Annotated in this window: 15 protein-coding genes; 3 read left to right on the top strand and 12 right to left on the bottom strand. The window is 65.4% G+C overall.

Going from position 1 to position 18,242, the window contains the following annotated elements; translation table 11 throughout:
- Positions 1–20 precede the first annotated feature (20 nt).
- The 7 genes from SMCB_RS05775 to SMCB_RS05745 form a co-directional block, all read right to left on the bottom strand.
- Complete coding sequence (locus tag SMCB_RS05775) at positions 21–1,538, bottom strand: potassium/proton antiporter (RefSeq protein ID WP_045535728.1); 1,518 nt, start codon at positions 1,536–1,538, stop codon at positions 21–23.
- Positions 1,539–1,680: 142 nt separating this feature from the next.
- Positions 1,681–2,184 (bottom strand): Crp/Fnr family transcriptional regulator, encoded by a 504-nt coding sequence (locus SMCB_RS05770; RefSeq protein ID WP_045535727.1) that lies wholly within the window; start codon positions 2,182–2,184, stop codon positions 1,681–1,683.
- Between the two features lie 26 nt (positions 2,185–2,210).
- Positions 2,211–2,705: a hydrogenase maturation protease gene (locus tag SMCB_RS05765; RefSeq protein WP_045535726.1), complete on the bottom strand. Its 495-nt coding sequence runs from the start codon at positions 2,703–2,705 to the stop codon at positions 2,211–2,213.
- Positions 2,689–4,155: a Ni/Fe hydrogenase subunit alpha gene (locus SMCB_RS05760; protein WP_045535725.1), complete on the bottom strand. Its 1,467-nt coding sequence runs from the start codon at positions 4,153–4,155 to the stop codon at positions 2,689–2,691. The genes SMCB_RS05765 and SMCB_RS05760 overlap by 17 nt, the downstream gene beginning before the upstream one ends.
- A 19-nt stretch (positions 4,156–4,174) precedes the next feature.
- Positions 4,175–4,813 (bottom strand): NADH-quinone oxidoreductase subunit B family protein, encoded by a 639-nt coding sequence (locus tag SMCB_RS05755; RefSeq protein ID WP_082027259.1) that lies wholly within the window; start codon positions 4,811–4,813, stop codon positions 4,175–4,177.
- Positions 4,797–5,519 carry a 2Fe-2S iron-sulfur cluster-binding protein gene (locus SMCB_RS05750; protein WP_045535724.1) on the bottom strand — a complete coding sequence of 241 codons (723 nt, stop codon included), beginning with the start codon at positions 5,517–5,519 and terminating at the stop codon, positions 4,797–4,799. Before SMCB_RS05750 ends, SMCB_RS05755 begins: the two co-directional genes overlap by 17 nt.
- Positions 5,516–7,333 carry an NAD(P)H-dependent oxidoreductase subunit E gene (locus SMCB_RS05745; protein WP_045535723.1) on the bottom strand — a complete coding sequence of 606 codons (1,818 nt, stop codon included), beginning with the start codon at positions 7,331–7,333 and terminating at the stop codon, positions 5,516–5,518. Before SMCB_RS05745 ends, SMCB_RS05750 begins: the two co-directional genes overlap by 4 nt.
- 383 nt (positions 7,334–7,716) lie before the next feature.
- On the opposite strand from SMCB_RS05745, the gene msrA reads away from it, so the two are divergent.
- Complete coding sequence (gene msrA / locus SMCB_RS05740) at positions 7,717–8,310, top strand: peptide-methionine (S)-S-oxide reductase MsrA (protein WP_082027258.1); 594 nt, start codon at positions 7,717–7,719, stop codon at positions 8,308–8,310.
- A gap of 49 nt (positions 8,311–8,359) precedes the next feature.
- The gene (locus tag SMCB_RS05735; RefSeq protein ID WP_045535721.1) at positions 8,360–9,331 is read left to right on the top strand and encodes an AEC family transporter; all 972 of its coding nucleotides are present in this window, start codon (positions 8,360–8,362) and stop codon (positions 9,329–9,331) included.
- Positions 9,332–9,422: 91 nt separating this feature from the next.
- Here SMCB_RS05735 and metG read toward each other — a convergent pair whose 3' ends face one another.
- Positions 9,423–11,591, bottom strand: a complete 2,169-nt coding sequence (metG, locus tag SMCB_RS05730; RefSeq protein ID WP_045535720.1) for a methionine--tRNA ligase — start codon at positions 11,589–11,591, stop codon at positions 9,423–9,425.
- A 194-nt stretch (positions 11,592–11,785) separates the two neighbouring features.
- Here metG and apbC point away from each other — a divergent pair, with 194 nt between their 5' ends.
- On the top strand, positions 11,786–12,880 hold the full coding sequence (gene apbC, locus SMCB_RS05725) for an iron-sulfur cluster carrier protein ApbC (RefSeq protein WP_045535719.1): 1,095 nt from the start codon (positions 11,786–11,788) through the stop codon (positions 12,878–12,880).
- A gap of 68 nt (positions 12,881–12,948) precedes the next feature.
- On the opposite strand, the gene SMCB_RS05720 is transcribed toward apbC, so the two are convergent.
- The 4 genes from SMCB_RS05720 to SMCB_RS05705 form a co-directional block, all read right to left on the bottom strand.
- Positions 12,949–14,313 carry an MFS transporter gene (locus SMCB_RS05720; protein ID WP_082027257.1) on the bottom strand — a complete coding sequence of 455 codons (1,365 nt, stop codon included), beginning with the start codon at positions 14,311–14,313 and terminating at the stop codon, positions 12,949–12,951.
- A 97-nt stretch (positions 14,314–14,410) separates the two neighbouring features.
- Entirely contained in the window at positions 14,411–15,553 is a 1,143-nt protein-coding gene (gene bamC / locus SMCB_RS05715; RefSeq protein WP_082027256.1) for an outer membrane protein assembly factor BamC, read from the bottom strand.
- Positions 15,554–15,627: 74 nt separating this feature from the next.
- Positions 15,628–16,515, bottom strand: a complete 888-nt coding sequence (gene dapA / locus SMCB_RS05710) for a 4-hydroxy-tetrahydrodipicolinate synthase (RefSeq protein WP_045535718.1) — start codon at positions 16,513–16,515, stop codon at positions 15,628–15,630.
- A gap of 93 nt (positions 16,516–16,608) precedes the next feature.
- A complete protein-coding gene (locus tag SMCB_RS05705; RefSeq protein WP_045535716.1) occupies positions 16,609–18,054 on the bottom strand; it encodes a GntP family permease in 1,446 nt (481 codons plus the stop codon).
- Positions 18,055–18,242: the final 188 nt, after the last annotated feature.

The following is an 18,242-nucleotide window of genomic DNA, read 5'->3' as shown; positions in this document are numbered from 1 at the left end:
CGATTGGCTGCAACGGCGCCTCAAGCCGGGTCGTCGTTGGCCGCTTCGGCGGCGTTTTGGTGCAGCAGCCGGATGCCCACGCGCGTGATTTCGCCGTCCTCGATCTGGCGCACGCTCAGTTCGGCCGCGCCGAGGTTCGCGTGGTCGCCCTCGACCGGTGGTCGCCCCAGCGCCTCGGCCAGCCACTCGGCCGCGCTCAAGCTCGGGTCGGCCACGGCCGGCCAGTCGTAAAAACTGCACAAATCGGCCATGCGGGCGTTGCCAGGAACTTCAAAGTCGCCAAAGACCTCGCGCGCGCGCACGGTGTCGTCCTCGTCAGGCAGTGCCACCTCACAGCGCCGCGCCACCCAGGAAATGGTCGAGCCTTGTAACAGCAGCGAGGCCATGACCACGATCAGCGCCACGCTGACAAAGATTTCAGCCCCGTCCACCCCGGCCATGACCGGAAAGATCGCCAGCACGATCGGCACTGCGCCGCGCAAACCCACCCACGAGATAAACGCGGTTTCGCGCCAGTCAAAGCGCAGCGGCTTGAGCACGATCCAAACCGACAGCGGGCGCGCCAGCAGCATCAGCGTGGCCACCACGCCCAGCGCCGGCAACAGCGCATCGAGTGCGTCCGACGGCGTGACCAGCAAGCCCAGGAGCAAAAACATCGAGGCCTGCGCCAGCCACGCAAATCCGTCCATGGCCGACAGCGAGGGCGCCACGCACTGCGTGGCCCGGTTGACCACCAGCACGCCAAAGAGGTAGACCGCCAAAAAGCCCGAGCCCCCCACCCAGGTGGTGAGGGCAAACACGCTCAAGCCCGCCGAGGTGAGCAACAGCGCGCGCACGCCGCCGCTGGGGCGCGCCCACACCATGAGCCGGCGCAGCAGCAGGGCAAAGGCCCAGCCGGCCCCTATGCCCAGCACCGCGCCCCAACCAAACTGCAGTGCCAAGTCGCGCAGTGGCCACCACCACGCCATGTCGGCCCCAGCGTTTTGGGCGTCGAGCAAGACCCAGCCGATCAGGGCCAGCGTGAGATAGACCGCCATCGGGTCGTTGAGGCCGGATTCGATTTCGAGCGTGGCCGCGACCCGTTCGTTGAGCCTGACGCCACTGGTTTTGAGCAGCGCAAACACCGCTGCGGCGTCGGTCGAGCCGACGATGGCCCCCAGCAACAGCGCCATGGGCCAGCTCAGGCCGAGCAAAAAATGCGCCGCCACCCCGGTCAAGGCCGCCGTGACCACGACCCCGAGGGTGGCCAGCCACAGCGCGGGCTTGAGCCCGGTGCGAAAGGTGCGGTACTGGGTGCGCAGGCCACCGTCGAGCAAGATCACCGCCAGCGCGACGTTACCGACCCAGAACGCGAGTTCGAAATCCTTGAACGCCACCCCGCCCGGGCCGTCTTCGCCCAGCAACATCCCGGCGATGAGAAACACCACCAAAAACGAGAACCCAAGCCGTACCGAAAACAGCCCCGCCAGCAGGCTGACGAAAACCAGCCCGGCAGCGATCAGCAGCGGGATGGCGAGGAAGTCGAGTGAGAGCAGCATAACGGCCGTACCTTAGCAGAAATTGCGCCAGGGTTTGGTCCTTTGTCTGCAGCCCAACGACGGCTGGGCACCCGAAAGCCCCCGCCTGTCACACACGGCCCGCACGGCACAGGGTGCGTGCGAGCGCCTAAGGCACGGGCCTTTAGACGCGCCCGCGCCCGCCGGTCTGGATGTACTGCTGCAACTCCATCTCGTGCTGGCCCAGCGTGGTCACCACCGCATGCACGCGCTTGACCACGGCGCGCATGAAGTTATAGACCAGTTGCGGGTGCTGTGTGATCAGCGGCTGGATATCGCCGGCCTTGAAGCACAGCACTGCGGCATTGCCCAGGGCGCGCACCGAGAGGTCGTGAGGAGTCTGGTCGATGAAGCTCAGCTCGCCGACCAAATCGCCTTTTTCCAGCACGTGGACGGTGATTTCGCGCCGGGTCTCGGTTTTTTCGCGCACCAAGCCCAGCCGGCCTTCGGTGACGATGTAAAAGCTGTTGGTCAGGTCGCCCTGATGGAACAGAAAATCTTGGTCTTGCAACCGATGTTCACGCCCGGCGTGGGCGGCTAGGATGGCGGCGCCATCGCGGCCGATGTATTCGCCCAGCGGCGCTTGGTAAATCAGGTTGGCGATGCGTTCGACTTCGCGTTCTTGCATGATGGGCGCTCCTTGAGTTTAGAAAATTAAACGGTTTCGGTGGAAAAGGCCGGGCAGAGCGACTGCTGCGCCGCCTGCAGGTTGCGCTGTGCGCGCTCGCTCAGGCCCATCTGCAGCTCCCACTCGTAGCCACGGATGGCCAGCACATAAACCTCGGGCAGGCGCCCAAAGCAGGTTTGGCAGGTGGCCAAAATCGAGGCGATCGACACCGCGTGCGAGGTGAAGCTGTAGTCGTACTGCGGCTGCCCTGGGTACAGGCGGAAGGGTTCGGCGGCCGGGTCGAGCGTGGCGTCGACGAACAACACGCGCTGCTTGCGGCTGATGAGCTCGGCGTCTTCGATCTGCAGCTGGTAGTTGCGCTGCAGCTCGGCCTGCGGGCACAGGCCGTTTTGCTCCAGCCAGTCGATGAAGGCCCAGCCCAAGCCGTCGTCTTGGCGCCCGTCGTTGCCGATGCCCAAAATGAGCGCGTCGGGGCGGTCGAAGTCGGCCAGAGTGACCAGCGCTTCAGCGGGTGCGTTCATCGACCACCCTCCCTTGGGCATCGATCACGCTCACGTGCAGCGGCATTTTGCCCAGCGCGTGGGTGGCGCAGCTCAGGCACGGGTCGTAGGCGCGGATGCCGACCTCGAGCGCATTCATCATGCCCTCGGTGATTTCGGCCTTGCCGCCGAGCCAGTCTTGGGCCACTTGGCGCACCGTGCGGTTGATGGCCATGTTGTTTTGCGTGGTCGAAACGATGATGTTGCACGACGTGATTTCGCCGCTTTCGTTGGCGCGGTAGTGGTGCAACAGCGTGCCGCGCGGGGCCTCGACCACGCCCACGCCGTCGCCGCACCAAGAGCCCGGCGCCGGTGTGAGCAGCAGCTGGTCTTTTTGCAGGTCGGGGTCGTTGAGCAGATCGCGAATCAACTCGGCCGAGTGCAGGATTTCGATCACCCGCGCCCAGTTGTAGTGCAGCGCCATCTGGCACGCCTTGCCCTTGTGGTAGTGCTGAAAGCGCTCCAGGGCCGCTTGCGCCAGCGGCGTCGGGAGCGAGCGCGTGATGTTCATGCGCGCCAGCGGCCCCACGCGCACCGAACCCGCTTCGCGCCCAAGCGCCTTGAGGTAGGGGAACTTCATGTAGCTCCACTCCTCGACGGCTTCGGAGAAGTGATCGAGGTAGTCGTGGTAGTCGAACTCGGCCACCACGTTTTTGTCGGCGTCGGCCACGCGCAGGCTGCCGTGGTAATAGTCCACATTGCCGTGGGCGTCGGTCAGGCACATGTCGAGCGCGGGTGCGTGCCCAAAGTTATCGAACTGGTGGCGGAACTTGTCGTGGTAGTCGTAAAAAACCTGCAGCCCTTCAACAGCGTATTCAATCGCCTGATCCAAACTGATCAGGCCGTCTTCGCCATTGAGCAAGCGGTCGCGCTCGGCGATGCTCAGGTTTTTGTTGACCCCGCCCGGTATCGAGCTGATGCCGTGCATGCGCTTGCCGAACACGGCTTTGAGCGCTTCTTGCCCCCACTTGCGCAAGGCAATGGCGCGCTTGACCAACTCCGGGTTGGCCTCGATCAGGCCCTCGATGTTGCGCTGTTCGGGCGCGGCCTCAATGCCGAACATCATCTCGGGCGCGATCAGGTAGTAATACGCGGTTTGGTGCGACTGCAGCATCTGCGCGTAGTGGCCCAGGCGGCGCATTTTTTCGGCCGTGGGCGTGACGTTGAAGCCCTGCTTGAGCCCGACGCCGACCATGTCGTCGAGCGCTTTGGCGCCGCACAGGTGGTGGCTGACGAAGCAAATGCCGCAGATGCGTTGCAGCAGCATCGGTGCTTCCCAGTAGGGGTGGCCCTGGATGAAGCGTTCGAAGCCGCGAAACTCCACCACGTGCAGCTTGGCGTCCACCACCTGGTTGTCGTCGTCTAGGTGCACCACGACCTTGCCGTGCCCTTCGATGCGGGTCACGGGGTCAATGACCAGTTTTCTGCTCATGTTCGTTCCTTTGTGCGTGTCAGTCGTAGCGGTTGATCGAGATCGGCAGGTCGAACGGTCGGCCATGCACGAGGTCGTCAAGGACCTTGTAGATGGCATCGCCATCGGGTGGGCAACCGGGGATGAAGTAGTCCATTTTGACCACTTCATGGCACGGATAGACCTTGGTCGTGATGCGCGGGATGTCGGGGTGCAGGGGGATGGTGGGACGCACACCGGGCACACTCGTGAGTGAGTTCACATACGCCAAGTCGAGGCACTCAGACAGCGGCACGACGTTGCGCATGGCCGGCACGCCGCCCCAGACGGCGCAAGCGCCGACCGAAATCAGCACATCGCAGTTTTCACGGAAGTGCTCGAGGGTTTCGATGTTTTCCTCGTTGGCCACGCCGCCTTCGACGAAACCGACCACGCAGCGCTCGGTGATGCGCTTGACGTCGGTGATGGACGAGCGCGTGATGGTGATCTTGCTCATCAGCGGCAGCAGGCGCTCGTCGAGATCCAGCAGCGACAGGGTGCAACCCCAGCAGCCGCACAGGCCGATGGTGGCGACCTTGATTTTGCCGGCACGGCCAGCGGCCAAAGCGGGGTCGAACGGGGTGGCGGGCAGGTCGTGGGCGAACTCTTGCCCGGCCAGGGCTTCAGCTGCGTGGCTCATGTTTGGCTCCTGGAATGTTGAGGCTGCGCGCGCGCAGCGTTTGAACTTCGTACTTGCGCTGCCCAATGGGCACATCGTGGCCGACGCGTTTTTGCAAAATGGTGCCGACCGGGCACAGATCGACCGCTTCGCGCACCTGCTCGTCGCTCATGCGGTTGGCCAATTCCACATCCATCTCGATGCGCGCGGTACCGCCGCGGCCGCTGATGCTGAAGATTTTTTGGCCGGTTTCTTGGTCGCGCACAAACTCGACACAGCGCTGGCAGAAGATGCAGCGGTCGCGTTCGAGCCAGATTTTCTCGCTGCCTGGGCTGTTGTCGCGCACCGGGAAGCGGTAGGGGAAGCGCGAGACCATCATGTCGGTCTCGTAGCCGGCGGCTTGCAGCTGGCAGCGCCCGCTTTTCTCGCAGCTCGGGCAGTTGTGGTTGCCCTCGACGAACAAGAACTCGACCAACGATTTGCGCATGTCCACCATGGTCGGGTCGTTGACTTCGACTTCCATGCCGTTGGACACGCGCACGGTGCAGGCGGCGTTTACGGCGCCGTTGACCTTGACCGAGCAGACTCGGCAGGTGCCTAGGCACTCTTTGCCTTTTACGTAGCACAGCGAGGGTATGTAAACCCCGACTTCGGCGGCTACGTCGATGAGGGTGCGGCCAAGCTCGGTCTGCACCGGCTGGCCATCGATGGTGATTTCGACTTTCATGCCGTGGTCTCCGTGGCGGTTTGGACGGTGGGCTGGCTTCGCGGGTAGGCGGCTAGGGCAGCTTCGAGGTCAAACGAGGGCAACAGCGGCCCCTTGGGCTGCACCAGCTTGGCTTGATAGACTTCGGGGAAGCGCTCGAGCGTGGTCAGAATGGGTTTGGGCGAGGTGCCGCCCAAGCCACAGCGGCTGGTCTTGCGCACCATCGTGCCCCACTGCACCACCTCGTTGAGGTCTTGCTGGCAAGCGCGGCCAGCGCGCACCAAATCCACTTTGTGCACCAGATCGACATTGCCGACGCGGCACGGCACGCAGATGCCGCACGATTCATCAACAAAAAACTGCATGTGCTCGCGCACGATCCAGAGCAGGTCGCGGGTCTTGTTGAAGATGGTGAAGGCGCCGTTGCACGACAGATCTTCGTAACCGAGCACGCGGTCGCCGTCTTTCTCGGCCGACACGCAGTCGCCCGAAGGACCGCTGATCTGCACCGCCATGGCGCCGTAAGCACCCACCATGCGCAACACCTGGTTGACCGTGGTGCCCCATTCGACTTCGTAGATGCCGGGTTTGCTGCAGTCGCCCGATACGCTGAGCAGACGCGTGCCGGTGGATTCGGCGGTGCCAAAGCCGCGAAACCAAGCCGGCCCTTCGACCATGATGTGGCTGACGCAGGCGAAGGTCTCGACGTTGTTGACGCTGGTGGGTTGGCCCAAGTAACCCTTTTGGATCGGGTAGGGGGGCTTGAGGCGCGGCGTGCCGCGCTTGCCTTCGCAGGATTCGATCAGCGCCGTTTCTTCACCGCAGATGTAGGCGCCGGCGCCCATCTGGATGCGGATGTCGAAGTCGAACCCGGCTTTGCCGCCGATGCTGCGCCCCAGCAAGCCCTGCTCGCGCATCTGTTGCAACTGCGCCTCGAGGTAGTCTTTGAGGTAGTAGTATTCGCCGCGCAGATACAGGATGCCGTTGCTGGCCCCGATGCCGTAGGCGGCCGCCACCATGCCAAAAAACACCTGCTTGGGCGCGCGCGTAAGCAGCACGCGGTCTTTGAAGGTGCCGGGTTCGGCTTCGTCGGCGTTGCAGATCACGGTTTTTTGGTCGCCCCACGCGTCGCGGCACAGGCGCCATTTGAGTCCGGTAGAAAACCCGGCGCCGCCGCGCCCGCGCAGCTTCGACGACACCACCGAGTCGATCACTTGGCTGGGCTCGCTGGATAGCATTTGCTCCAACGCAGTAGCCAGGTCGAGCTTGCCGCGGAAAAAAATCGGGCGCTGCGTGCGCACGTTGGACTCGACCATCGACTCCACGTAGGCCAATGAGTCGGTGGCGAGGCCGGCCGGGTTGGCGATCTGCTCCGGCGTTTTGCCTTGCTTGAGTTGCGCCACGATGTCGGCGATTTTGCCGGGTGACAGGCGCGTGAACACGACTTTGTCGATCATCATGGCCGGCTCTTGGTCGCTCAGGCCGATGCAAGGTGTCTCGAACAGCCCGAACAGGCCATCGGGGTTGGGCACACCAAAGTGGGCCCCGGTTTCGCGCTCGAGCGCCTCGCGCACTGCGTCGTAACCATTGAGCTTGGCCAGCACCGAATTGCATAGGTAGATGCAGTGCTTGCCCATGGGCTCGAGCCGGAACAGGTGGTAGAACGAGGCCGTCTCGACCACATCGGGCACCGACAGGTTCAGGCCAGCCGCCAGCGGTGGCAGGGCCGCAGAAGGGATGTGGCCGTGTTGCCATTGCAACTCCCACAGCATGTCGAGCAGGCGCGTGCGGTCGTTGCCGTAACGCGCGAGCATCGATTGAATGGCTTGCTCCATAGAATTCCTTTCTGTTTTGAGGTGGGCGGTGGCGGTGCGTGCATCGGCTGGCGGGCCCTGAAACCAGCGGGTCACATCGGGTCTGCGGCTGTGACTACACCCAAACTCTTGCAACAAGGGGGCCAGTTTGGGTGCAGCCAGTGTTTACCCCTAGTGTGTTTGTCAACTCATTGATTGGCAATAATTTTCCTGGTCTGTAATAGCAGACTAAAGATACATCGGTGGCTCATGTGGAAATCAACTTTCCGCTTTGCTGATCGGGAGGGTGTGGGTATAACCTTCGAAACAACTTCGCAAAATCTGCGACCCAGCGAGCGCGAGCAAACCGGGCCAACCAAGCCATTCTTTACTGCGTCGGCCCGCAAGGGTTTGAGCTTGATCAAATGACTGCAACATCTGCCCCTCCATTTTTAGACGCAAGCGAGCGTTCAAGCGCGCAGCCGGGCGCTGCGCGCACCCTTGTGCTGGCCGGCGGCTGTTTCTGGTGCACCGAGGCGGTGTTTGAGCCCGTGCGTGGCGTGCTCGAGGTCGAGTCTGGCTACGCCAACGGCCATTGGCCCCAGCCCACTTACGAGCAGGTGTGCAGCGGCCGCAGCGGCCACGCCGAGGCCGTCCGCTTGGTGTTTGACCCGGCGCAAGTGGGGCTGCGCACCTTGCTGGAAATCTTTTTTGCCACCCACGACCCGACCACCCTCAACCGCCAGGGGGCCGATGTGGGTAGCCAGTACCGCAGCGCAATCTACAGTACCGAGCCCGAACAAGAGCGGGTGGCGCGGCAGCTGATCGACGAGTTACAAGCCGCCGACGCCTTTGGCGTGCCAATCGTGACCGAGCTCGCGCCGCTGCAGCGCTTTGATGCCGCCGAAGCCGAGCACCAGCGCTTTTTTGCTCGCCATCCGCACAACGGCTACTGCCTAGCGGTGGCCGCACCCAAGCTACGCCACGTGCGCCAGCAGTTTGCCCAGTGGCTGCGCTAAGAGGCTGCGGGATGCAGGCTGTGCCTAAAGCGCGGGCTACACTGCGGTCGTGAGCTTGACCGACCACCCCGTTTTTTTGTCGCTGACGCCGGTTTTTCTGCTGATCGCGGTCGGCTACTTGGCTGGGCAGATGCGCTGGATGCGCACCGAGTCGGTGCCTGATTTGTCGAACCTCGTGTTCTTGGTGCTGGGCCCGGCGCTGCTGTTTCACACCATGAGCACGGTGCAGATCGACGAGCTCGACCTGCGCCCGGTGGGGGCTTATTTTTTGGCCGTAGGGGTGCTGTTTGGCCTCAGCGTGCTGCTGCGGGGTTTGAGCTGCCGCAGCGTGGTGCTGGCTTTGGCGGGCACCTTCAGCAATCTGGTGATGATCGGCATCACGCTGGTCAAACTGGCTTATGGGCAAGCCGGGCTGGTGACGCTGCTGACGCTGATCTCGGTGCATTCGCTGGTGTTGCTCACGGCGGCAACGATCATGCTCGAACTGGCGCAGGCGCGCGAGGAGCGGGAGCAGCACGCTGCGCCCTTGACGCTGCAGCGCGTCGCCCGAATTGCCCTGTCGGCCATGAAAAGCGCGCTCATCCATCCAGTGCCGCTGCCCATCCTCTGCGGCCTGCTGTTTGCCCAGACCGGCTGGGTGCTGCCCGGGGTGGTGCAGCTGCCGCTGCAGCTGCTGGGCAGCGCCTTTGGCCCGCTGGCGCTGGTGCTGGTGGGAGTGAGTCTGGCGGGCTTGAGCTTGCGCGGCCACTGGGGCCCGGCGCTGCTGCTGGCAGCGAGCAAAAACCTGCTGCTGCCCATGATGGTGGGGGCCAGCGCTTGGGCTTTGGGCATCGACGGCTTGGCGCTGGTGGTGCTGGTGGTGGCTGCCGGCTTGCCGACCGGGGCCAATGTGTTTTTGTTTGCCCAGCGCTACCAGGTGGTGCAAGACCTGACCACGGCGGCCATGGGCGTCTCGACCCTGCTGGCGCTGCTCACTTTAAGCGGCTGGATGCTGCTGCTGTCGTGGCTGGTGGGGGTTTGAGTGAGATGGGGTGCAAAATGGGGTGCAAAGAGTGGCTGCAGACTCAGCCTTGCGCCCAGCGCGGCGGGCTTTGGGCAGCGCCCCCGGGGGGTTAGCCCACCCGCATCCCCGGCTCGGCGCCCGGCCAGGCTTGCAGCAGGTACAGGCCGGGGCGGGCTTCGGGGTCGGCGTGCGCGGCCGAGAGCACCATGCCTTCGCTGACGCCGAATTTCATCTTGCGCGGCGCCAGGTTGGCCGCCAGCACGGTGAGCTGGCCCACCAGTTGTTCGGGCTGGTAGGCGCTGGCGATGCCGGAGAAGACGTTGCGCATGCGGCCCTCGCCGGCGTCTAGGGTCAGGCGCAGCAGCTTGGTCGAGCCGCTCACGGCCTCGCAAGCGACGATGCGCGCGATGCGCAGATCGACTTTGGCGAAGTCATCGATGCCGATCGGCGGGGCGATGGACTCGCCGCCGGGCAGCGGGGCGTGGGGGTTGCGCTCGGTTGGGGGGGCGTGGGGCGTGGCGGCGTGGCTGGTTTTGGCTGCTGGCGCCGCCGAGGCAGCAGACGCCACTGGCGTGCTGGGCTCAAACAATTCCTGTAACCGCTTGGCGTCCACGCGCTGCATCAGGTGCTGGTAGGCGCCGATGGTGTGGCCGGGGCCCAAGGCCGTGGCGGCGTTGGCCCAGTCGAGCGGCGCGCAGCGCAAAAAGGCTTCCACCTGCGCGGCCAGCACCGGTAGCACCGGCTTGAGCAGCGCCGTCAGCACGCGGAAGCACTCGATGCAGGTGCTGCACACGTCTTGCAGCCGCGGCGCGCAGTCGGGCTGGCGGGCCAGTTCCCAGGGCTTGTTTTGATCGACGTATTCGTTCACGCGGTCGGCCAGCGCCATGGTTTCGCGGATGGCTTTGCCGTACTCGCGCTCGGCCAGCAGCTCGGCGACGGCCGGCACGGCGCGCTGCAGGCCGTCGAGCAGGGCTTCGCCATCGGGGGCCAAGGGCCCCAAGCGGCCGTCGAAGCGCTGGGCCAGAAAACCGGCGGCGCGCGAGGCGATATTGATGTATTTGCCGACCAAGTCGGAGTTGACGCGGGCGACGAAGTCTTGCGGGTTGAAGTCCACGTCTTCGTTGCGGCTGCTCAGCTTGGCCGCCAAGTAGTAGCGCAGCCACTCGGGGTTGAGGCCGAGTTGCAGGTATTTGAGCGGATCGAGCCCGGTTCCGCGGCTCTTGCTCATCTTCTCGCCGCTGTTGAGGGTCAGAAAGCCGTGCACGTAAATCGCGCTGGGCACTTTGCGGCCCGAAAAATGCAGCATCGCCGGCCAGAACAGGCTGTGGAAGGTGATGATGTCTTTGCCGATGAAGTGCACCTGCTCGACCGCCGGGTCGGCCAGAAACTGCTCAAAGCTCTGCGCCGTGCGCGAGGCCGGGTGCCAGTGCGCGGCCGCTTGGCCGCGGTCGAAATGGTGCTTGAGGCTGGCCAAGTAGCCCACCGGGGCGTCGAGCCAGACGTAGAAGTACTTGCCCGGTGCGTCCGGGATCTGGATGCCGAAGTAGGGCGCGTCGCGGCTGATGTCCCAGTCGCCCATTTTGGCTTGGCCGTCGTCGCCGGGGGCGAGCCATTCGCTGATTTTGTTCAGCACCTCGGGTTGCAGGCGCCCGGGGGTGTTGGTCCACTGGTCGAGGAACTCGAGGCAGCGCGGATCGGAGAGCTTGAAAAAGAAGTGCTCCGACTGGCGCAGCAGCGGCGTCGCCCCCGAGAGCGCCGAGTAGGGCGCGCGCAGTTCGGTCGGGGTATAGACGGCACCGCAGGCTTCGCAGTTGTCGCCGTACTGGTCGGGCGCGCCGCACTTGGGGCAGATGCCCTTGATGTAGCGGTCGGGCAGGAACATGTTTTTCTCGGGGTCGAAAAACTGTTCGATGGTGCGGCTCTCGATCAGCCCGGCGGCCTTGAGGTCGAGGTAGATGCGCTGCGCCAGTTCGTGGTTTTCGGGGGCGTCGGTGCTGTGCCAGTGGTCGAAGCGGATGTGAAAGCCCTCGAGGTAGGGCGCGCGCCCAGCGGCGATGGCGGCGACGAACTGCGGCGGCGTCTGGCCGGCTTTTTCGGCGGCGATCATGATCGGCGCGCCGTGGGCGTCGTCGGCGCAGACGAAGTGCACCTCGTGCCCGTGCAGGCGCTGCGAGCGCACCCAGATGTCGGCCTGGATGTACTCCATGATGTGGCCGATGTGGAAGGCGCCGTTGGCGTAGGGCAAGGCGGTGGTGACGAAGAAGCGGCGCTGGGTCATGGGGCAAGGCAGTAGGCGGGCAAGCAGTTGATTTTAACGGCCGCAACCGTTGGCCATGCATCTTGCCCATGCATCTGCGCCACAGCCACTCGATGCACGTGGGCCGCTGCGGTTATAGGGCGCCGCAGCGCTGCCACAGGGCGCGATCGCATTAGACTCGATGCCGCTGTTAGGCTTTACTTGGACTGTGCAATATGGCTATCGAAACCCAAGCGCTGCTGCAAGCGCTGCAAACCGTGATCGACCCGCTGACCGGGCGCGATTTTGTCTCGACCAAAGCGCTCAAAAACCTGCACATAGCTGGCGCCGAGGTGTCGTTTGAGGTCGAGCTGGGCTATCCGGCGCAGAGCCTGTGGCCCGAGCTGACGCAGGCCCTCACCGCGGCCGCGCAAACGGTGCCGGGGGTGGGCAAGGTGCGGGTGCAGTGGCACACGCGCATCGTGGCCCATCAGGTGACGCGCAGCGTGCCGGTGCTCGAGCAGGTGAAAAACATCGTCGCCGTGGCCTCGGGCAAGGGCGGCGTGGGCAAGAGCACCACGGCGGTGAATCTGGCGCTGGCGCTGGCGGCCGAAGGGGCCCGCGTGGGCGTGCTCGATGCCGACATTTACGGCCCCAGCGTGCCCACCATGCTCGGTTTGCAGGGCCAAAGCCCCGAGAGTTTGGATGGCAAAACCATGGAGCCCCTGAGCCGGCACGGGGTGCAGGTGATGTCGATCGGGTTTTTGATCAAGCCCGACGACGCCATGATCTGGCGCGGCCCGATGGCTACGCAGGCGCTGGAGCAGCTGCTGCGCCAGTCGAACTGGCAGGCGCTGGATTACCTGATCGTCGATCTGCCGCCCGGCACCGGCGACATCCACCTGACCATGGCGCAGCGGGTGCCGCTGACGGCGGCGCTGATCGTTACCACGCCCCAAGACGTGGCCCTGCAAGACGCGCGCAAGGGCATCCGCATGTTTGAGAAGGTCGGGGTGCCGATTCTGGGGCTGGTCGAGAACATGGCGATGCACGTGTGCAGCCGCTGCGGCCACGCCGAAGCGGTGTTTGGCCTCGAGGGTGGGCAGCGCTTGGCGGCCGAACTGGGCCTGCCGTGCTTGGGCACCCTGCCGCTGGCGCTGGCCATCCGCGAGCAAGCCGACCGCGGCGAACCGATCGTGGTGGCCGCGCCCGAGGGCGAACTGGCGGCGCAGTACCGGCGCTTGGCGTTGCGCACGGCGGCGGCGCTGAGCTTGCTTGGGCGCGACTACTCGAGCAAGCTGGGCGCGCTCAAGGTGGTTGCTGGCGCCTGATAGGCCTGCCGCATGGGCAGGGGCGGCTGGGCAGTGCACAGATCCCCAGCCCCCATCCCCCATCCCCCTTAAGAATCGGATCTGTCGGGCCGGTCGGGCTTGGCATCTGAGGCCGGTGTAGCCTCGGTTTTTGGCTTTTGCCTTTGCGGCCCGGCGCTGTGCACCCGCGTCACGTCCAGGCGCCGGATGTCGCGCGACAGCAGCCCGAGCAGCACCAGGCAGCCGCCCGTCACGCCCATGAAGATGAACAGGCCGCGGATGCCCAGCAGCTCGCCCACCGGCGCCGCCAGCGCCAGCCCGATCGGCGCTGCCAGCGCCACCACCGTGGTCATGAGCGACAGCGCCCGGCCCTGCAGGTGATTCGGGATCGTGGTCAAGAGCAGCGTCGAGAGCGGCGCGTTGCCGATGATGTAGAAAAACCCGCTCAGCGTCCAAGCCACGACGGCCAGCACAAACCAGTCGCGCTCGGGCAAGGCCGTGGCGGCCAGCATGAAGCACGACAGGGCAAAACCGGCGATCACCCAGCGGATGTGGCGCTTGGGCGCAATCGCGGCCACCACCAGCCCGGCCACGATCATCGCCAGCCCGGCCAAGCCTTCCATGAGTGCCACCTCGGCCGGGCCGCCACCAAAGTGGTTGCGGATCAGCAGCATCACCAATGTAAACGAGGGCATCACCACCATCACCACGCAGGCCAGCAGGGCGTACAGTTTACGCAGCCCCGGCACCGACCACACGGCCCTGAAGCCCTCGACGAAATCGCGCCGCAGGGTGTCAAAAAAACCGTGTACGCGCTGTTTGGGTCGCTGCGGCTGCGGGATGGTGAACAGCAGCAGCGGGATGATGCCCAAAAAGGCGGTGAAGACGTCGATGCTCAAGGCCCAACCGATGGGCAGGATGCTGATGGCAAAAGCGCCCAAGGGTGCTGCGGCCACGGTCATGATGCCGGTCAGGCTTTGGTTGAGGCCGATGGCGCGTGGCAGAAAATGCGTGGGCACCAGATTGGCCAAGCTGGCCACTGCCGCCGGGTACTGGATCGCTTGCAGCGAGCCGCGGATGAAGACCATCACGAACACGTGCCAGATTTCGATGCGCCCGGTCAGGAACAGCACGATCAGCAGCACCATGCACAGCGCGCCTAGGGTGTCGGCGGCGATCATCAACAGGCGCCGGTTGTAGCGGTCCGCCAGCACGCCGCCGATGGGGCTGAGCAGCGCGTAGGGCAGCAGGGCCAAGATGCCGGCGATGGCCAGCATCGAGACGCTGCCGGTGGTGTCGGTGATCCACCACAGCAGCACGAACTGCGTCATGGCCGAGCCGATCAGCGACACCGCCTGACCCAAAAAAATCGACCAGTAGCGCAGTTTCCAGCGCGGGCCGGGGTCGTAGCCGGTGGGTGCGTCTGCAGCGTCTGGAAGCGGGCTGGGTGTCATGCTCGAGCGCTTGGGCCGGGGGTGCCGCAGCTATGAGGGCCGCCCCGGCTGTGGCCGGCCCGCAGCGGGCCGGGTGGACGAAGTATGGGGCGCTCGCTTAACGCAGGTCGGCGGCCAGCACTTGCACGATGCGCTGCGCCACCGCCGCCGGGGCGGGCTGGCCGGCGGCGTCGAGCACCGAGACCGTGCTGCGGTTGTCGGTGCTGCGCACCACGATGCGGTAGCGCTCCGGCGCCGCCGCTGCCTGCGCCCGCGCGCCACCCAAGAGGCGGCCAAAGAAGCCCGGTTCGGCGCGCGCGGGGGTGGCATCGGGGGCCACGAAGCGCACAAAGTACAGGCCTTGGGCGCGGTCGCGGTCTTCGACCGTGAAGCCGGTGCGGTCGAGCGCCAGCCCGACGCGGCGCCAAGCGCGGTCGAAGCCTTCGTCGAGTTGCAGCACCGGCAGGTTGTTGACCGTTTCGATGCGCGACAGCGGTTGCGCCGGGGTGGCGGCGGCCACTAGGGCCTGCGCCTGCTCCTGTGTCACGCCCAGTTGCACCATGAGCCGGCGCAAAAATTCGGCTTCGAGTTCGTGGTTGGTGGGGCGCGGCTGCCACAGGGTGCTGTCGCGGCGCTCGTTGAAGACTTCGATCATGCCGCGGTGGCTGATGAAGATTTCGGTGCCGCCATCGGCGCGGCGCTCGAGCCGGGTGCGAAAGCGGTCGCGCTCGCCGGTGGAGTACAGGGTGTCGAACAGGCGCCCGAGGGTGGCGCGGATGATGTCTTGTGGGATCTGGGCGCGGTTTTCGGCCCAGTCGGTTTCCATCAGACCCAGTTGTTGCTGATCGAGGGTGAGGAGGAAGCCGTTGGCCTGCCAAAAATCGCGGATCGGGCTCCAGAGCTGCTCGGGGGGGCGGTTGACCACCAGCCAGCGCTGGTCGCCAGCGCGCTCGATGCGCACGTCGCCCACTTGCACCGTCGCCGTGGGTAGGGCTGCGGCCCCGGGTTGCGGGAGCTGAAAACCAGCCGCCGTCACGGCGGTGGTGCCGGGGGCCACAAAGCGGCTATCGCGCTGCAACTGCGTCAGGTCGGGTGGCACCTCGAGGGTGGCGGCCGGGCGGGCGCTGCGGTAGTCGATGCGGTCTTCTTGCAGCACCGAGCAGCCGCTGGCCAGCAGCGCCGTGATGACCAAGGCGCTGCCGGTCAGGGCCGTGGTGGCAAGGGCGGGGCGGCGGTGTGGGGTCTGGGCGATCGGATTCATGGCGGGTGTCTGGTGCGGGCGGTCGGGTTCGGGGCGGGTCGGGGCAGAGTGGGGCGCGCGTGAAGGGCTTGAGCTTACAGCAAGCCGGCTTCGTGCAGGGCTTGTTCGACCACGCTCTGGCTGGCGGGGGTGAGGGGGGTGAGCGGCAGGCGCAGGGTGGCGCCACAGCGCCCGAGGCGCTCGAGCGCCCACTTGACCGGGATCGGGTTCGGTTCGATGAACAACTGTTTGTGCAGCGGCAGCAGCTGCATCTGCAATGCCATGGCGCGCGCCACGTCACCGGCGCAGGCGGCGGCGCAGAGCTCGTGCATGAGGCGCGGGGCCACGTTCGCGGTCACGCTCACGTTGCCGTGGCCGCCGCACAGCATCAGGGCCACGGCGGTGGCGTCGTCGCCCGAATAGATGCCAAAGCCGGTCGGCGCTTGGCGGATCAGCCATTGGGCGCGCTCGATGTTGCCGCTGGCCTCCTTGATGCCAAAAATACCCGGCAGTTCAGCCAGCCGCAGCGCGGTTTCGGGTTGCAGGTCGGCCACCGTGCGCCCGGGCACGTTGTAGAGCATGATGGGCAGCTCGCCGCAGGCTTCGGCGATGGCCTTGAAGTGCTGGTACTGGCCTTCTTGGGTCGGTTTGTTGTAGTAGGGCACGACTTGCAGCTGGTAGTCGGCCCCGACCTCGCGCGCGTAGCGCGCCAGCGCAATTGCTTCGGCGGTGGAGTTGGCGCCGCAGCCGGCCAGCACCGGGCGCCGGCCAGCGGCCTGTTCGACCGCCACGCGGATGATCTCGCAGTGCTCTTGCACGCTCACGGTGGGCGATTCGCCGGTGGTGCCGACCACGCCGATGCAGTCGGTGCCCTCAGCGATGTGCCAGTCGATCAGGCGGCGCAAAGCCGGATAGTCCACGCTGCCATCGGGGTGCATGGGGGTGACCAAGGCCACGATGCTGCCAGTGATCGGTGTCGTCATATGCGGTGTGGGGTGCAAAAGCGGTGGGTCAAGCGCGCATTCTACCCAGCCGCGCGCATTGCCGGTGCAAACCCGCGGCGGTGCGCCCCAAACTCAAAAACTGCCAAACACCGTGCCCAGCGTGATCAGCACCACCAGCGCCACCAAGGGCACGGCCATGGCAGTCATGGCTAGGTCGGGGTAGGCCTGCCGGTGCGTGAGGCCGCAGATGGCCAGCAAGGTGATCACGGCGCCGTTGTGCGGCAAGGAATCGAGCCCGCCGGTGGCCACGGCGGTGACGCGGTGCAGCAGCTCGGGGCTGATGCCGTGCGCCTGCGCCATGGCCAGGTAGGTGTCGCCCAAGGTGGACAGCGCAATGCTCATGCCGCCCGAGGCCGAACCGGTCATGCCGGCCAAAATGTTGACGGCAATAGCCAGCGAAATCAAGGGGTTGTCGCCGCCAAGCATCACCACCGAGTCACGGATCAGGACAAAGGCGGCGAGCGAGGCGATCACGGCGCCAAAGCCGACCAAGCTGGCGGTGTTGAAGATCGGCAGCAGCGCAGCGTTGGCGCCACAGTCCATGCTGAGCGTGAGCTTGGGCAGGCGGCGCCAGTTGATGGCGATGAGCACGATGATCGACAGCGTCAGGGCGGCGATGATCGACCAGATGCCGCGCACTTGGTCGATGTCGGTCTCGCCGTAGAGCGGCAGCGCCAGAAAACCGGTGTCCATGCGCGGGATCAAAACAAAAGTGAACAGCAGGTTGATGGCGATCACCAACACCAGCGGCAACACCGCCACCCAAGCCGGTGGCAAGCCGACAGAGGGGCGTTCGGGGGTGAGCTCCATGACATCGAAACCCTCGCCGGCGGCGCGTTCGCGCATGGCTTTGTCGGGCGTGGCCGGGTCGTCGGAGTGCACGCCGTAGCCCTCGGCGGCGAGCTGGCGCGCGCGGTACTCGAGCCACAGCATGCCGAGGACAAACATCACCAGCGCGGTGATCAGGCCCAGCCCCGGCGCAGCGAAGGGTGTGGTACCGAAAAACGGCATCGGAATCGCGTTTTGGATCGCGGGCGTGCCCGGCAGCGCCGTCATGGTGAAGGTGAAGGCACCCAGCGCAATCGTGGCCGGCATCAGGCGCTTGGGGATGTTGGCTTGGCGAAACAGCGCCGCCGCAATCGGATAGACCGCAAAAGCCACCACGAACAGCGACACGCCGCCATAGGTCATGACCGCGCACGAAAGCACCACGGCCAAGATGGCGCGCTGGCTGCCAAGCAAGCCGATGATGGCGTTGGCCATGACCTTGGCGCTGCCCGAGTCTTCCATCAACTTGCCAAAAATGGCGCCGAGCAGAAACACCGGAAAGTAGAGCGCGATAAAGCCCGCCGCCGAACCCATGAAAACCTGGCTGTAGCTGGCCAGCACCGGGCCGTCGAGCGTGGCGACGACGGCAAAGGTGGCCAGCGCCGGCGCCAAGATCAGCAGGCTGATGCCCCGGTAGGCCAAGTAAATCAGCAGACCTAGGGTGATGAGGATGACCAAAATATCAAACATCGGCAGGTTTCACTAAAGGGGGGCAACTGAGGGTGCGGCAACAGGCCAGCGCGCTCGGGTCGAAACCGCGCAGTGGCCGGATACTAAACCGAAGCGGGTGACGCAGGTATGACAAAGGCGAGGCGGGGGCGCCAAGCCCACTGGGGGCGTGCAGGAAGCGGCGGCAGCGACGGCAACAGCAGCAACAG

Origin of the sequence: Serpentinimonas maccroryi, assembly GCF_000828915.1 — a bacterium.
Lineage (GTDB): Bacteria > Pseudomonadota > Gammaproteobacteria > Burkholderiales > Burkholderiaceae_C > Serpentinimonas > Serpentinimonas maccroryi.
The sequence above is the reverse complement of the archived record's forward strand: the minus strand, read 5'-3'. Positions and strand labels throughout refer to the sequence as shown.

Excerpts from the sequence above, each read along its gene's own strand:
- msrA (WP_082027258.1), top strand. The coding sequence starts at position 7,717 with ATGACTGCAACATCTGCCCCTCCATTTTTAGACGCAAGCGAGCGTTCA.
- metG (WP_045535720.1), bottom strand. The coding sequence starts at position 11,591 with ATGACCCAGCGCCGCTTCTTCGTCACCACCGCCTTGCCCTACGCCAAC.
- SMCB_RS05720 (WP_082027257.1), bottom strand. The coding sequence starts at position 14,313 with ATGACACCCAGCCCGCTTCCAGACGCTGCAGACGCACCCACCGGCTAC.
- SMCB_RS05705 (WP_045535716.1), bottom strand. The coding sequence starts at position 18,054 with ATGTTTGATATTTTGGTCATCCTCATCACCCTAGGTCTGCTGATTTAC.
- SMCB_RS05755 (WP_082027259.1), bottom strand. The coding sequence starts at position 4,813 with ATGAGCCACGCAGCTGAAGCCCTGGCCGGGCAAGAGTTCGCCCACGAC.
- SMCB_RS05765 (WP_045535726.1), bottom strand. The coding sequence starts at position 2,705 with ATGAACGCACCCGCTGAAGCGCTGGTCACTCTGGCCGACTTCGACCGC.
- bamC (WP_082027256.1), bottom strand. The coding sequence starts at position 15,553 with ATGAATCCGATCGCCCAGACCCCACACCGCCGCCCCGCCCTTGCCACC.
- SMCB_RS05760 (WP_045535725.1), bottom strand. The coding sequence starts at position 4,155 with ATGAGCAGAAAACTGGTCATTGACCCCGTGACCCGCATCGAAGGGCAC.
- SMCB_RS05750 (WP_045535724.1), bottom strand. The coding sequence starts at position 5,519 with ATGAAAGTCGAAATCACCATCGATGGCCAGCCGGTGCAGACCGAGCTT.
- apbC (WP_045535719.1), top strand. The coding sequence starts at position 11,786 with ATGGCTATCGAAACCCAAGCGCTGCTGCAAGCGCTGCAAACCGTGATC.
- SMCB_RS05775 (WP_045535728.1), bottom strand. The coding sequence starts at position 1,538 with ATGCTGCTCTCACTCGACTTCCTCGCCATCCCGCTGCTGATCGCTGCC.
- dapA (WP_045535718.1), bottom strand. The coding sequence starts at position 16,515 with ATGACGACACCGATCACTGGCAGCATCGTGGCCTTGGTCACCCCCATG.
- SMCB_RS05745 (WP_045535723.1), bottom strand. The coding sequence starts at position 7,333 with ATGGAGCAAGCCATTCAATCGATGCTCGCGCGTTACGGCAACGACCGC.
- SMCB_RS05770 (WP_045535727.1), bottom strand. The coding sequence starts at position 2,184 with ATGCAAGAACGCGAAGTCGAACGCATCGCCAACCTGATTTACCAAGCG.